The following is a 14,387-nucleotide window of genomic DNA, read 5'->3' on the forward strand; positions in this document are numbered from 1 at the left end:
ATTTTTGAAGGGATTTTTAATTAATATTTATTTTTTTCCAAATTAACTTTCAATTCTTTGTAATAATCTGGCGCATTTGCATCTTTTTCTAAAGCTGTATTAACCCATTTCAACGCTTGATTTCGATCCAATTTATTCGAATAATAGAAGTTTGCTGAATTGTAAAAATCTTTTGCAGAAGAATTTTCATTCAATTGATCTCCAATCATTTTTAAAACTTCATTAATTGTATTCGTTTCAATATCCAAAACAACCGTTGTGTTATCCCATGCTAAAACCAAATTCGCCGATTTTTGCGTCACATTTGTAAAACGAATCTCAAACGTTTCTGTCTTATTATTCATCGATTTTGTCGACGGAGCTTTCACTTTCAACGCTATATTCGATTCTTTCCACTCTTTCGGATTCCCCCAGTTTTTCGTGTCTTTATAAAAAATTACCTCCCACTCCTCTTTGTTCGGAATGCTATACAACGCATATTCGCCAGCAGCCAACTCTTGTCCATTCACTTTGATTGGTTTATCAAATTTGATGACCGTATTTTCATTCGCTCCAGTTCGCCAAACTTCTCCATTCAGAACCAATTTTCCAAACACTTTTCTTCCGTTTACATTTGGTCGATTGTATTCAATTTCAAATTCTGTCAAACCTACTTTTTGCTCAACTTCAGCATGAGAACTTACCGCAGGAAATTTCATTTGCGCAAAAGCACAACTTCCTATTAACAAAGCTAAAACTGTTGATGTTATTTTCATATAATTATTTCTTATTCTTTATTTTATCTGTTTTTTTGTCGTATCCATACGGACAATGTTTGCATCCACTTTTGCAACAATATCCTCTTCTTTTTAGATATTGTTCAGTAAATATTCTGAAACCTTCTGGAGATAAATAATAATCTCCTTCTTCAAACTTTTTCATTTCTAATGCTGTGAAATTACAACTTTTATCTATAAACTATCATTAATTTTGGTATGATAATTATTTGTGAAACTTCCTCTAAATTTACGATTTTTAATGCTTTTTAAATCAATATCTTCACAGATTGATTAATTTTGCAACAAAATCGAATTACCTAAATCATGTTTGTAGTTGTTTTGAGTCATTTATTCCGAAAGAATTTTATTGGAATTACCATTTTTCCTTTCATTTTTTTGAGAGATAAAAAACTGAAAAATGATGAAGTTTTAATCAATCACGAAACCATTCATATCATTCAGCAACTCGAACTTTTGGTTGTGTTCTTTTATCCTTTTTACTTGATTGAATATGCGATTCGATTAATTCAATATCGCGATCAACATAAAGCATATCGCAATATTAGTTTTGAGCGTGAAGCTTATGCAAACGAACACAATTTGAATTATTTGAAAAAACGAAAATTTTATAGTTTTCTAAAATATATCTAAATGATTTGGAACGATTATAAAGCTCAAATTCAAAACATTGACATCAAACATTTAACTTCTCTTAATATTCAACTTTCTATATTAAGAGAAGATTTGATTCATCCCGAAATTTCTGGAAATAAATACCGAAAACTGAAATATAATTTTATTGAAGCTGAAAAACAAGGTTTCAAAAAATTGATAACATTTGGAGGTGCTTTTTCTAATCATATTGCGGCAACGGCAGCAGCTGGACTATTACATCATTTCGAAACTATCGGTTTTATTCGCGGAGAAGAATTGAAGGATAAAATCGATGAAAATCCTACATTACGTTTTGCAAAAGAATGTGGAATGCAATTGCATTTTATTTCGAGGGAAGAATACCGAAAAAAGGATGAAGTAGAATTTATTAATCATTTAAACACTAAATATCCAAACACTTACGTTATTCCAGAAGGAGGTACAAATGATTTTGCAATAAAAGGTTGTGAAGAAATTCTGTACGATGATTGTTTCGAATATGATTTTATTGCTTCGGCAATCGGAACTTGTGGAACAATTGCTGGATTGATTGAAAGCTCGAAACCTCATCAAAAAGTTTTAGGTTTTCCGAGTTTAAAGGGAGATTTTATCCAAAATGAAATCGAAAAATTGACAAATAAAACGAATTTCACTATTTTTAATGATTATCATTTTGGCGGATATGGGAAAGTTTCGGATGAATTAATTACTTTTGTAAATGATTTCAAGCGAATTAACCATATTCAATTGGATCCTATTTACACTGGAAAAATGGTTTTTGGAATTTTTCAATTAATTAAAAATCATTATTTTAGTGATAATTCTAAAATTCTTTTGGTTCATACAGGCGGATTGCAAGGAATTGAAGGAATGAACAAACTTTTAAAGAAGAAGAACAAAAATATTATAGAATGAAAAAATTGTTATACGTTTTTAGCTTAGTGTTGACAATTTCGGCGCAAGCACAAGAAAGTAGAGACATAACTTACATTCGAAAACACGCTATTTTAGCTGTTGAAGAAATGCAACTTTACAAAGTTCCGGCAAGTATTACGTTGGCTCAAGGTTTATTGGAAACTGGCGGCGGACAAAGTAAATTAGCCGATCAAGCCAATAATCACTTCGGAATAAAATGTAAAGGTCCTGAAGAATGGTCGTTGGATAAACCTCGAATTTATCACGATGATGATGCAAAAGGCGAATGTTTCAGAAAATATTCTTCAGTTGAAGAAAGTTATAGAGATCATTCTAAATTTTTGGCGTTAAGACCATATTACAAAGCTTTGTTTATTTTAGATCCGACAGATTATAATGCTTGGGCTAATGGTCTTAAAAAATCTGGTTATGCAACTGATCCAAAATATGCGTCAAAATTAATTTCAAGAATTGAGAAATATAATTTAGATCAATTTGATAAGATTTCTCCAGAAGAAGTTTATGCAAAATTGTACACGTTATACAACAATCAAGATGATATGATGCTGGCAAATAATTCGTCAAAATCTAAAACGAAAAAAGAGCCAAAAACCATCAAAGAAGAAGTTGCATTAGCGTCTTATCAACCAAAAAATAATGTTATAGAAAGTGAGCCAATCGTAAATAATACTAAAACGATTACCTACGAAACTCGTACGCAAACTCCGACAACGCGCATCAAAAATCATAAAAATAATATTCCTTATATCGTTGCACAAGCAGGAGAAACAATTGCGACAATTTCTAAAACGTACAACAAAGTTCCTTCGGATATTGCGAATTTCAATGAAATACAAATGGGTTCTAAATTGAAAGATGGACAAATTGTATTCTTCGGAAAAAAGAAAACAAAAGGTTCTGATTATTCGTACAAAGTGCAAGAAGGTGACGATATGTACACGATCTCGCAACGTTTTGGTGTGAGAGTTAACAATCTATACAAGCTAAATCGTATGGAACCAGGTGAGCAGCCAAGAGTTGGACAACGAATTAATTTGAAAACAAAAGTTAGAGCATAATAATCTCAATAAAAAAGCTTCCAGAAGGAAGCTTTTTTTATTTCATCGTTTTAGAAAACATTTAATTATTTAAACTAATCAAATCCTAATTTAACAAACTTTCATTATCTCATTTATAAATCTTCCACATTTACTAGACACACCAACAGACACTTAAAAATCAACACTTAACTTACTAAATTAGATTAATAAAAAAAAATAAATAACGATGATATCCTTTTTCATTTTAAAGCTTAGGTTTTAAGCTGAATTATATGATGTATATATGTTTTAGCTTTACAATTTAGGTTTATCATTAAGATTCAGAGTTTCATTAATTTATAAACGATTAGAATTATATCAAAAAAAACGCCACCCAAATTGGGTGGCGCTTGTTATTAAAATTAATATCTAAAGTTAGTTTTTAACAACTTTTGTTGTCTTAGTACTTCCATCAGCATATTTAATTGTTACAATATAAACACCTTTGCTAAGTGCTGATAAATTAAGCTCTGTAGCTGGTTTCATATTTGCTAATGTTCTTCCAGAAAGATCAGTAACAACAATAGAAACAGCATCTTTAACATCAGAGATTCTTAACACATCTTTGAATGGATTAGGATATATTGATATCGTAGTTTTACTCATATCTGACACACCTAATTTTCCTACATTAACAGTGTAATCTTCCATCTCACCATATGCCTCATTTGCATTATTTGGTCCGCAAGCGAAATGATGACCAAAAGCATCTGCTTTTGATGCAGATAATACAACTCTCATTCTTGTTTTTCCTAATTTTGCATCAGAAGGAATAATTATATCTTTAGTAAGAACTTCTGCAAGTCCTGTTCCTACGTAAGTATACTCATTTTCTTCAAAAGTACCATTCTGGTTAAAATCAATCCACACACCTACAGATTCATATAACCAACCATCACCTGAAGGTCCAACTTTTACAGAAATAGGATAAGTTCCTCCAGTAGACACTTCTGCAACCAATGATGTGAAATCAGAATAACCTGTTGCTCCACTACAACTAGAATCTTTATTAACTCCTGCAAATGTTACATTTTCAATAACATCACCATCACTACAAATCATATTAATTCCGTTGTTACAATAAGTATAGTTAGCAGCTGTTGTAAATGAAATCTCTTCACATCCTGTTGCATCACCTGTTTCATTTGAAGCTACCACTTTTACAAAATATTTCGTATTAGCAGCCATAGAAGTAGCATAACTTGTTTCTGTAACTTCTTTTCCATCTACTATATCATAAACTCCAGAAGAAGTCCCTATATAAACTTTATACTTATCTGCATTATCAACAGTATTCCAAGTAATTTTAGTAGTTGTTGCTACATTAACTGCATCTTTTGTTGGAGCTGTAATTGTAACACAATCAGGAAGTGTTGCTACCCCTTCTTTTATATCAATTGTATAATCTTCGACTTGACCAAATGTAGTATTTCCACATGGTTGAGGATCTGTAGAATAAGTCGTTCTAACTCTCATACGAGTTTTTCCTAATTTTGCATCAGAAGGAATTTTAACAACACCAGTTGATGTAGCTGCGTTTACAGTCATATTTGTTTTTTCGTTATCTGTAAACACTCCATCTTGGTTATAATCTATCCAAACACTTGTTTTATCACCATAGAAATTAGAAATCTTAACCTCAATTGGGTATTTATTATTAGTTTGAACATTCCCTACAATGTTAGTGAAATCTTCGTATCCGTTATTATTATATAAAGCTGTCGAAGCATTATCTATATCCGCGAATTTAACATTAACAATTCTTGCAAAACTATTACTTGTAGAAGTCGCTTGAGCATCACAATATGTAAGTGCAGTAGATTTTACATTAATTGTATACTCTTCTACTTGACCATTTCCAATATCTGAACAAGCTGTAGAAAGAGCATTATGAATAACAGAAGTATTTGTGAAATTATACTTCACTCTCATTCTCTTCTCTCCGGCTTTAACACCTGTTGGAATAGCTAAATCTCCTTTTAAATTAATTACACCACCTGTTACAACATTTGACACCAACATTGTTGTTGTTGTATTGAAATAAGCTTCTCCCGCATCATCAAAATCACCATCTTCATTCCAGTCGACGTATATCGCAGCAGCAAAATTATTACTTCCCGATCCTATTCCTGATAAAGTAAATGGCACTGACGTTACATCATCATTCATTTCGAATTTTGTTGTTGTAAAATTTTGATGAGCTTCAAACGTTCCAAAAGTAGTAGCCGCTTCATCAGATATTTTTTCAATATCTCCAAATTTGAATGATTTGATTGGGAACATCTGAGCAGGAATAGTAGTAATGATCGGTCCACAATATGGAGCAAGCGCATTTTCACCTGTTGTAAATGTAGTTTCCACACAACCTACAGCATCTCCTAAACTATTAGTTGCAACAATTTTAGCAAAATATTTCGTATTAGCCGCCAACGCTTGAGCTGCAGGTAACATATAACCTGAAGATAGTTCTTCTCCATTTATTGCATTGTAATTAGCTGACACACTTCCTAAATACAATTTGTAAGCATGTGCATTTGCAGCAATTCCCCATGTAAAAGTTGGTCTAACAAAAACACCTGTCGCACCATCTACTGGAGTAGAAAGAGTAGTACAACTTGGAAGAGCATCAACCTTTTGTAAAATAGAAATATTATCTAAAAATACTAATGCTCCGTTAGTATTATTCGCACTTGAACTTGTTACTGAAATTCTAAACCTAAAATTTGCTCCATTAACAATTCCATCAGCTATAGAGGCTGTAACATGTACACATTCACCTGTTGTTCCACTATATGGAATCGTAGAAACTGTTGTAAAAGTAGTCCCTATTGAAGCAGTAGAATATTGTACAAGAATATCTCCTTTAAGTTCCCCTACATTATTTTGTAAGAAATCCTCTATGACATAATCAAAGCTAATGTCAACTTGCTTTCCATTAGTCACCATCGCAGCAGGCTTAGTATAAGTAAGAGTAGCTGTTTTTCCAGAGGCAGCAGTTCCCACTAAAGCAGCTCCCCAAGCTCTGTCAGCTCCAGTACACCCCGCATTATTATACACTCCTGTATAGCTAGCTGGTGTATAACCTCCAGCTCCAACCCAAGTCGTCGGAAGCGCTGTTCCTTCGAACCCCTCTTTAACTGAGACTTGTGCATTCGCGCCAATACCTAGCGCTATACCACATAATAGTAAAATTTTCTTCATGTATTAATTCATTAAATATTAGTAATACAAATATACATTTTTAATATCAATACAAAAAAAAATAAACGAAATTATTTAATAAATAATCAATAAAAACATTATTTTAATTAATTATTAAACACTATTTAAGAAAATAAATCTATATTTATTAAAAATAAATAAAAAGAATTCAACAAACTACATTCGGTTTTTTTCATAAAAAATGTCTCTAAAAAGTATAATTTTAGAGACATTTTTTAAAACTTTTTTTTATTTCATTATTTTGAGAATATCAACCAATTGCTGATTGATTTCTCCTGTTTGATAATCCATCGGTGCAGGCGCGCGATCAATCATAATATTTCCTTCTTTGTCTAAAATAATAAAAGTCGGGATATATTCTATCTTATAATCAAAGCCAAAGTTATCTTCTCTTCCTGCAAATAACTGTACACCAGACATCTGATTTTCTCTCACCATTTTTTCCCAAATTGGCTTATCTTCTAATTTATCCAAAGAAACACTTACAAAATGAATTGGTGCATTATGAAATTGTTTTTCCAATTCTTTCATAAAAGGAATTTGAACTTTGCAAGGTCCACACCATGTTGCCCAAATATCCATGTAGACATATTTTCCTTTGAAATCTGATAAGTCAAATCGTTTTCCATTGATATCAGCCAAAGAAAAATCTGGTGCTTTTATCAATTCTTTCGGAATTTCTGATTCTGGTGATTCTTTTTTTGCAACAGAATCAATCTTTTCTATTTCAGCAGATTCTTCAATTTTTTGTTCGGATTTATTACAACTAAAAAATGTAAAAAACATTGATAGTAATAGTAGTTTCGTTTTCATTTTATTTTTCAAATAAGTATTAAAAAACTTGATAATATCTATAAGTCTTTCGTCAAAAATAAACATTTAAACGTTAGCAATTTCATAAAATACCTCAATTCACTTGACAAAGGGGTATCTGACATCGTATATTTGCAAAAAATTGTACAATTATGAAAATGAAAACCTCCGATTTCGACTTTACTTTACCTGAAGAACTTTTAGCAGATCGCCCTTCTGAAAACAGAGACGAAGCTCGCTTAATGGTTGTTCACCGTGACACCGGAGAAATTGAACATAGACAATTTAAAGATCTTATCGAGTATTTCGACGAAGGAGATGTAATGATTCGTAACAATACGAAAGTTTTCCCTGCTCGTTTGATGGGTAACAAAGAGAAAACTGGTGCTCAAATCGAAGTTTTCTTGCTAAGAGAATTAGATGCTGAGACTCGTTTATGGGATGTTTTGGTTGATCCTGCGCGTAAAATTCGTATCGGAAATAAATTATTCTTCGATAATGATGATACATTAGTTGCAGAGGTTGTTGACAATACAACTTCTCGTGGACGTACTTTACGTTTCTTATTTGATGGATCTTACGAAGAATTCCGTGCAAAATTGAAAGAATTAGGAGAAACTCCACTTCCAAAATATATTTTACGTGATGTTGAACCAGAAGATGCAGAGCGTTACCAAACAATTTATGCAAAACACGAAGGAGCTGTTGCTGCACCAACAGCTGGTTTACACTTTTCTAAACACTTATTAAAACGTTTAGAAATTAAAGGTGTTGATTTTGCTGAATTAACATTACACATTGGTTTAGGAACTTTTCAAGCTGTAGAGGTTGAAGATTTATCTAAACACAAAATGGAGTCTGAGCAAGTTATTATTCCTCAAGAATCTGCTGATCTTGTAAATCGTGCAATTGACGAGAAGAAAAAAGTTTGTGCTATTGGTACAACTTCTATGCGTTCTATCGAATCTTCTGTTTCTGCAGATGGTCATTTAAATGCATTTGATGGTTGGACGAACAAATTTATTCACCCACCATACGATTTCTCTATTGCAAATTGTATGATTACAAACTTCCACACACCAAAATCTACATTAATCATGATGATTTCTGCGTTTGCTGGACACGATTTAACAATGAAAGCATACAACGAAGCTGTAAAAGAAGGATACAAATTCTACTCTTACGGAGATGCAATGTTAATCTTATAAGACAAGTTTGAGTACAACAAAAAAAGATATACGAAAGCTTTCACAAGCTGAGATTGAAGATTATTTCAAAGAGATTGGAGAAAAATCATTCCGCGCAAAACAAGTGTACGAATGGTTATGGAAAAAGAATGCGCATCAATTTGATGACATGACGAATATCTCAAAAGCTCTACGTGAGCAATTGGGAGAATCTTTCCAAATTCAACCTGTTGAAGTTGATCTTCTACAAAAATCTAACGACGGAACCATCAAGAATGCGGTTAAACTTCATGATGGTAACGTTGTGGAATCTGTTTTAATTCCGACTGATTCTCGCACAACTGCATGCGTTTCTTCGCAAGTTGGTTGTAGCTTGGATTGTACTTTTTGTGCAACAGCGCAATTAAAACGTATGCGTAACTTAACAGCTGCCGAAATCGTCGATCAAGTTGTGATTATCGATGAAGAAAGTAAACGTTATTTCAATCGTCCTTTAAGCAATATCGTATTTATGGGAATGGGAGAACCTTTGTTAAATTATAACGAAGTAATTTCTGCCATCAAAAAAATCACATTGCCAGAAGGACTAGGAATGGCTCCAAGACGAATTACAGTTTCTACTTCGGGAATTCCTAAAATGATTGAAAAACTGGCTGACGAAGATTTACGTGTTAACCTTGCGGTATCTTTACATTCGGCTCGAGAAGAAGTTCGTAATGTGATTATGCCTTTTTCTGTTAAATTTCCGTTGACGGATTTAATGGATAGTCTTCAATATTGGTACCAACAAACAGGTTTACGAATTACGTTCGAATATATTGTTTGGGGCGGTGTTAATGATAAAAAAGAAGATATCGATGCATTGGTAAAATTCTGTCGAAAAATTCCTTCTAAAGTGAATATTATCGAATATAATTCGATTGATGACGGAATCTACAAACAAGCATCAGAAGAAGCAGTTAACAATTATATCAAAGCTTTAGAATCCAACAATATTGTGGTAAATGTACGTCGTAGTCGCGGAAAAGATATTGATGCAGCTTGCGGACAATTAGCCAATAAAACTGGAAATGATTAAAACATAATCAAATGAAATATTTAGCCATATTTTTATTTTTGATTCTGACTAAATTCTCTTTCGCGCAAATAGTAGAAAACATCGATACAATTTCTATTGATGATTATAAAATGGAAAGTATCAACTTACCGCCTACTTTGAACGAAATTTCGACTTTAGAATATGAAAAAGAAGATAAAAATGTGGCTTCTTTTTGGGGTTTAAACGATTCTGATTCCAAACCAGAATTGTATCGTTTTGATGCAAAAACAGGTAAAATTATCAATACTATTTTCATCACAAATGCTCCAAATATCGATTGGGAAGAAATGTCTTCGGATGATAATCGAATTTATTTTGCAGATTTTGGAAATAATTTGGGCAAACGAAAAGATTTAGCCATTTATTTTATCCAGAAATCAAACATCGATTATTCAAAATCTTATCAGCAATTAAAAGCTGAAAAAATAGAATTTTATTATCCAGAACAAGAAACTTTTCAGTTCAAAAATATGACGACAAATTGGGACGCAGAAGCATTTTTTGTCTACCAAAATCAATTGCATATTTTTACAAAAGAATGGTCAAATATGTCAACGTCTCATTATGTTGTTCCTATTGACTCTTCTAAAAAACACGCAGCCAAAAAGTTAGAAACTTTTCCTACAAATTACGCTGTAGCTGCTGCTTATATCGATGCTGATGTAAATAGTTCTACCAAAGGAATTTATCTATTGGGCTACACAAAAGAAGCGTTAACTTTTATCAATTGGTTCGATTTGCCAAAAGATAACAATCAGTTATTCTTCACTTCTCAAGTTAAAAAAATAAGTTTACCTTTGGGCTTCACGACACAGTTGGGACAATTGGAAGGTATTTCAGTTTTGCCAACCGAAAACAAAATTTGTTTTAGCGGAGAGGAATTTAACTATAAAGGATTCTATGCAAAACAGGTTGTACATTGCATCAATAATTTTACGAATTAAAAAAATAAATTTTGGGTAACACGGTAGATTTGATTAAAGCTCCGATCGCGGAGGAAATGAAATTGTTTGAACAGAAATTCTTCGAATCGATGAAGAGTAATGTTTCGCTTCTTGACCGTATTTCCAATTATATCGTGCGCAGAAAAGGAAAACAAATGCGTCCGATGTTTGTATTTTTAACTGCAAAATTAAATGGCGAAGTACAAGAACGTACCTATCGTGCAGCTTCTTTTATCGAGCTTATTCACACCGCAACTTTAGTACACGATGATGTAGTGGATGATAGTACATTGCGTCGTGGTTTCTTTTCACTTAATGCGATTTGGAAGAACAAAGTAGCTATTTTGGTGGGAGATTATTTTTTGTCAAAGACCTTAATTATTTCGACTAAAAACAAAGATTTTGATTTACTTGAAGTTGTTTCGGTTGCGATACAGGAAATTTCGGAAGGTGAATTATTGCAAATCGAAAAAGCGCGAAAACTTGATATTACAGAAGATGTATACTTCGAGATTATTCGAATGAAAACGGCAACGCTTATCGCAGCTTGTTGTGAGGCTGGAGCACGTTCTGTTGGTTGTTCGGAAGAAGTAGCGAAAAAAATGCATCGTTTTGGTGAATTGGTTGGAATTGCCTTTCAGATTAAAGATGATTTGTTTGATTATACCACTTCTAATGCAATTGGAAAGCCTGTCGGAATTGACATCAAAGAACAAAAAATGACGTTACCGTTGATTTATTCAATCAATACAGCGAATGAAAAAGACAAAAAATGGTTGATTAATTCGGTAAAACGTTACAACAATGACAAAAAACGTGTACGAGAAATTATTCAGTATGTAAAAGATCACGGCGGAATTGAGTACACGCAAAAAATGATGAAACAATATAGCCAAGAGGCTTTAGATATACTATACGAATTCCCAGAAAGTGAATTTCGAAATTCATTGGAAACAATGGTGAAATACGTTATCGAAAGAGAAAAATAACAAAAGGACTTCTAATTGAAGTCCTTTTTGTTTTACATTAAGAATTAACAGTTCTAAGCTCTGGATGCGATATTGAAACAAGTTCAATATGACTCCGATAAATTAAGATCTATTTTCAATAATAAATTAGCGGAAAATGTCAAGCTGAATTGAATTCAGCTTCTCATCACTTTAAAAACTAAATCAACCTCACGACATTACGAATTAAGTCAGCTTGGTTCTAGACACTTTGTTTACAACATAAAAAAAGCCATTACAAACCGTAATGACTTTATATTTTGATTAAAACCTTATTTTTAAATGGATTTCTGATAAATATAATCATCCATAATATATCCATTTCCGATATCAAATGTTTTTGATTCCATATTCTTGAAACCATTTTTCTCATAAAAACGAATTGCTTTCGCATTGTGTTTATTCACTGTTAAATGAACAGCTTTTGCACCTTTTTCTCTCGCATAATCTACAACTCTATTCAACATCAATTGTCCAATTCCTTTGGTTTGATTAGACTCTTTCAAGTAAATTTTGGATAAGAAAACAGTATTATTTTCATCTAATTTGTAATGCAAATAACCAGACGGAACATTATCAATTTTCAGGATTTCCCAAACATCTCCATTTGCAATTCCTTCGTTTACTTTGTCAGTATTATACATCATATCAATCATATAATTGATTTGATCTTGGGATAATAAATCTTTGTAACATTCGTTCCAAATCTCATTTGCCAAAGGTTGAACTAAATGAATGTTTTTCTCATTAATAGTGTGAAAATGAGGATAAACGTCCAATTTTACTGGATTTATTTTTTGATTAACTTCTAAATTTTGTAGAATTTCATCTTTACGTTTATCAATTTCGACTTCTAACATTTGCAATGTCCATTTACGCTTTAATGAATTGTAATAAAACATTCCGATACCAATGTATAAAAAGACTTGTACAGCAATTGACACATAATTTTCGGCCAAAAATTTATTCATTTTAAGGCTATTTTCCATCAAATTATCCATAGATGAACTATTAAAATTAACACCGATATCAATAATTCCTGAAGCAAACAATAAAACAAATACAAAAGAAAAAGCAATCTCACCCGCTATGTATAATCCTACTGCTGATAAAACCGTTTTTAATTTATCCTTTTTGAAAAATTTTGCTAAGAAATAGAACTGAAAACTAAATATGATGATTAGAAACACTGTTTATTATTTTTTATGTCTCACAAAAATACGAAAAATATGCCCGCAAACATTTATATTTGTATGAAACATATCAAAACAAAAAGTGATTTATTATGTATAGCGATAAATTTCAAAACTACTTACAAACGCAATTGAATGATTTAGAAGAACAAGGATTATTCAAAAAAGAACGCATCATTGCTTCTCCTCAAAGTGCAGAAATTACATTAGAAAATGGTAAAACATTACTTAATTTTTGTGCGAACAACTATTTAGGATTATCTGATAATAAAGACGTTATCTCAGCTTCTCAAAAAATGTTAGATGACCGCGGATACGGAATGTCTTCGGTTCGTTTTATTTGTGGTACGCAAGATGTACACAAACAATTAGAGAAAAAAATCGCTAATTTCTTAGGAATGGAAGATACGATTTTATATGCTGCTGCTTTTGACGCAAATGGTGGTGTTTTTGAGCCTTTGTTTACAGAAGAAGATGCTATTATTTCTGATGAATTAAACCACGCTTCTATTATTGATGGTGTTCGTTTATGTAAAGTTGCTCGTTATCGTTATAAAAACAATAATATGGCTGATTTAGAGGCTCAATTAATTGTAGCTTCAGAAAAAAATCATCGTTTCAAAATTATTGTAACAGACGGAGTTTTCTCTATGGATGGTATCGTTGCAGACTTAAAAGGTGTTTGTGATTTAGCTGATAAATACGATGCTTTGGTAATGGTTGATGATTCTCACGCAACTGGTTTTATTGGAAAAACTGGACGTGGAACACATGAGCACAACGAAGTAATGGGACGTGTAGACATCATTACATCTACTTTAGGAAAAGCTTTAGGTGGTGCAATGGGTGGATTTACTTCTGGTAAAAAAGAAGTAATCGAAATGTTACGTCAAAAATCTCGTCCATATTTATTCTCTAACTCTTTAGCTCCTGGAATTGTTGGTGCTGCTTTACAAGTGTTAGAAATGTTAGAAAATGATACAACTTTACGTGATAAAGTAATGTGGAATGCTGAATATTTCCGCAAAGAGATGGTTGCTGCTGGTTTTGATATTCCAGAAGGTGATGCTGCAATTGTACCTGTTATGTTGTATGATGCAAAATTATCTCAAGTAATGGCTGACAAATTATTAGATGAAGGTGTTTATGTAATCGGATTCTTTTTCCCTGTTGTTCCTCGTGATAAAGCACGTATTCGTGTACAATTATCTGCTGCACATACAAAAGAGCAATTAGATCATACAATTGCTGCTTTTACAAAAGTTGGTAAAGAATTAGGAGTGATTAAGTAAGAATCCTCAATCTTTATATACAAGCCGTTTCATATTTCGAAACGGCTTTTTTTTATTTCTTTTGTAACAGTAAACAAGAAGCAGAATAATTTCGCTTAAAATATTTCAAATAATACTTCATCATAAATCTCCAATCTTGGAATTTATAAAAAGGAAGAAAAATTCGTATTAATTTAATCGGAATTAACCTTGGTTTATCCTTC

General features: G+C 32.1%; 13 protein-coding genes. 8 read left to right on the forward strand and 5 right to left on the reverse strand.

The features are described 5' to 3' along the window. Positions 1-20 precede the first annotated feature (20 nt). Positions 21-755, reverse strand: coding sequence for a DUF2911 domain-containing protein (locus tag B2217_RS04750; protein ID WP_180906371.1), 735 nt, complete (start codon positions 753-755; stop codon positions 21-23). A gap of 4 nt (positions 756-759) precedes the next feature. Continuing rightward, positions 760-921 carry a DUF5522 domain-containing protein gene (locus B2217_RS04755; protein WP_180906370.1) on the reverse strand — a complete coding sequence of 54 codons (162 nt, stop codon included), beginning with the start codon at positions 919-921 and terminating at the stop codon, positions 760-762. Between the two features lie 161 nt (positions 922-1,082). On the opposite strand from B2217_RS04755, the gene B2217_RS04760 reads away from it, so the two are divergent. From B2217_RS04760 to B2217_RS04770, 3 genes are read left to right on the forward strand one after another with little or no spacing between them, the layout of a single operon-like run. Then, positions 1,083-1,409: a hypothetical protein gene (locus B2217_RS04760; RefSeq protein WP_114999988.1), complete on the forward strand. Its 327-nt coding sequence runs from the start codon at positions 1,083-1,085 to the stop codon at positions 1,407-1,409. After that, positions 1,410-2,327 (forward strand): 1-aminocyclopropane-1-carboxylate deaminase/D-cysteine desulfhydrase, encoded by a 918-nt coding sequence (locus B2217_RS04765; RefSeq protein ID WP_180906369.1) that lies wholly within the window; start codon positions 1,410-1,412, stop codon positions 2,325-2,327. It abuts the gene before it with no gap. Next, positions 2,324-3,406 (forward strand): glucosaminidase domain-containing protein, encoded by a 1,083-nt coding sequence (locus B2217_RS04770; RefSeq protein WP_291122138.1) that lies wholly within the window; start codon positions 2,324-2,326, stop codon positions 3,404-3,406. The genes B2217_RS04765 and B2217_RS04770 overlap by 4 nt, the downstream gene beginning before the upstream one ends. Positions 3,407-3,802: 396 nt before the next feature. Here B2217_RS04770 and B2217_RS04775 read toward each other — a convergent pair whose 3' ends face one another. Both B2217_RS04775 and B2217_RS04780 read right to left on the reverse strand, forming a co-directional pair. Then, a complete protein-coding gene (locus B2217_RS04775) occupies positions 3,803-6,628 on the reverse strand; it encodes a GEVED domain-containing protein (RefSeq protein WP_291122139.1) in 2,826 nt (941 codons plus the stop codon). A 249-nt stretch (positions 6,629-6,877) separates the two neighbouring features. Continuing rightward, a complete protein-coding gene (locus tag B2217_RS04780) occupies positions 6,878-7,462 on the reverse strand; it encodes a TlpA family protein disulfide reductase (RefSeq protein ID WP_180906366.1) in 585 nt (194 codons plus the stop codon). A gap of 158 nt (positions 7,463-7,620) precedes the next feature. On the opposite strand from B2217_RS04780, the gene queA reads away from it, so the two are divergent. From queA to B2217_RS04800, 4 genes are read left to right on the forward strand one after another with little or no spacing between them, the layout of a single operon-like run. After that, positions 7,621-8,670, forward strand: a complete 1,050-nt coding sequence (gene queA / locus B2217_RS04785; protein WP_038336356.1) for a tRNA preQ1(34) S-adenosylmethionine ribosyltransferase-isomerase QueA — start codon at positions 7,621-7,623, stop codon at positions 8,668-8,670. A 7-nt stretch (positions 8,671-8,677) separates the two neighbouring features. Beyond that, entirely contained in the window at positions 8,678-9,727 is a 1,050-nt protein-coding gene (rlmN, locus tag B2217_RS04790; protein ID WP_038336309.1) for a 23S rRNA (adenine(2503)-C(2))-methyltransferase RlmN, read from the forward strand. An 11-nt stretch (positions 9,728-9,738) separates the two neighbouring features. After that, positions 9,739-10,692 carry a hypothetical protein gene (locus tag B2217_RS04795; RefSeq protein ID WP_125350211.1) on the forward strand — a complete coding sequence of 318 codons (954 nt, stop codon included), beginning with the start codon at positions 9,739-9,741 and terminating at the stop codon, positions 10,690-10,692. 56 nt (positions 10,693-10,748) lie between these two features. Continuing rightward, positions 10,749-11,681, forward strand: coding sequence for a polyprenyl synthetase family protein (locus tag B2217_RS04800; protein ID WP_180906365.1), 933 nt, complete (start codon positions 10,749-10,751; stop codon positions 11,679-11,681). Positions 11,682-11,977: 296 nt separating this feature from the next. Here the strand turns inward: B2217_RS04800 and B2217_RS04805 are convergent, their stop codons facing one another. Further along, positions 11,978-12,889: a GNAT family N-acetyltransferase gene (locus B2217_RS04805; protein WP_291122140.1), complete on the reverse strand. Its 912-nt coding sequence runs from the start codon at positions 12,887-12,889 to the stop codon at positions 11,978-11,980. A gap of 95 nt (positions 12,890-12,984) precedes the next feature. Between B2217_RS04805 and kbl the strand changes: the two genes are divergently transcribed. Then, positions 12,985-14,184, forward strand: a complete 1,200-nt coding sequence (kbl, locus tag B2217_RS04810) for a glycine C-acetyltransferase (protein ID WP_291122141.1) — start codon at positions 12,985-12,987, stop codon at positions 14,182-14,184. Positions 14,185-14,387: the final 203 nt, after the last annotated feature.

Source organism: Empedobacter sp. UBA7620, assembly GCF_002484185.1.
In the GTDB taxonomy this organism is placed as follows: domain Bacteria; phylum Bacteroidota; class Bacteroidia; order Flavobacteriales; family Weeksellaceae; genus Empedobacter; species Empedobacter falsenii_C.

Bases quoted from the DNA above. Each gene is read 5' to 3' on its own strand.
- B2217_RS04750 (WP_180906371.1), bottom strand. From the start codon at position 755: ATGAAAATAACATCAACAGTTTTAGCTTTGTTAATAGGAAGTTGTGCT.
- B2217_RS04755 (WP_180906370.1), bottom strand. From the start codon at position 921: ATGAAAAAGTTTGAAGAAGGAGATTATTATTTATCTCCAGAAGGTTTC.
- B2217_RS04760 (WP_114999988.1), top strand. From the start codon at position 1,083: ATGTTTGTAGTTGTTTTGAGTCATTTATTCCGAAAGAATTTTATTGGA.
- B2217_RS04765 (WP_180906369.1), top strand. From the start codon at position 1,410: ATGATTTGGAACGATTATAAAGCTCAAATTCAAAACATTGACATCAAA.
- B2217_RS04770 (WP_291122138.1), top strand. From the start codon at position 2,324: ATGAAAAAATTGTTATACGTTTTTAGCTTAGTGTTGACAATTTCGGCG.
- B2217_RS04775 (WP_291122139.1), bottom strand. From the start codon at position 6,628: ATGAAGAAAATTTTACTATTATGTGGTATAGCGCTAGGTATTGGCGCG.
- B2217_RS04780 (WP_180906366.1), bottom strand. From the start codon at position 7,462: ATGAAAACGAAACTACTATTACTATCAATGTTTTTTACATTTTTTAGT.
- queA (WP_038336356.1), top strand. From the start codon at position 7,621: ATGAAAACCTCCGATTTCGACTTTACTTTACCTGAAGAACTTTTAGCA.
- B2217_RS04795 (WP_125350211.1), top strand. From the start codon at position 9,739: ATGAAATATTTAGCCATATTTTTATTTTTGATTCTGACTAAATTCTCT.
- B2217_RS04800 (WP_180906365.1), top strand. From the start codon at position 10,749: ATGAAATTGTTTGAACAGAAATTCTTCGAATCGATGAAGAGTAATGTT.
- kbl (WP_291122141.1), top strand. From the start codon at position 12,985: ATGTATAGCGATAAATTTCAAAACTACTTACAAACGCAATTGAATGAT.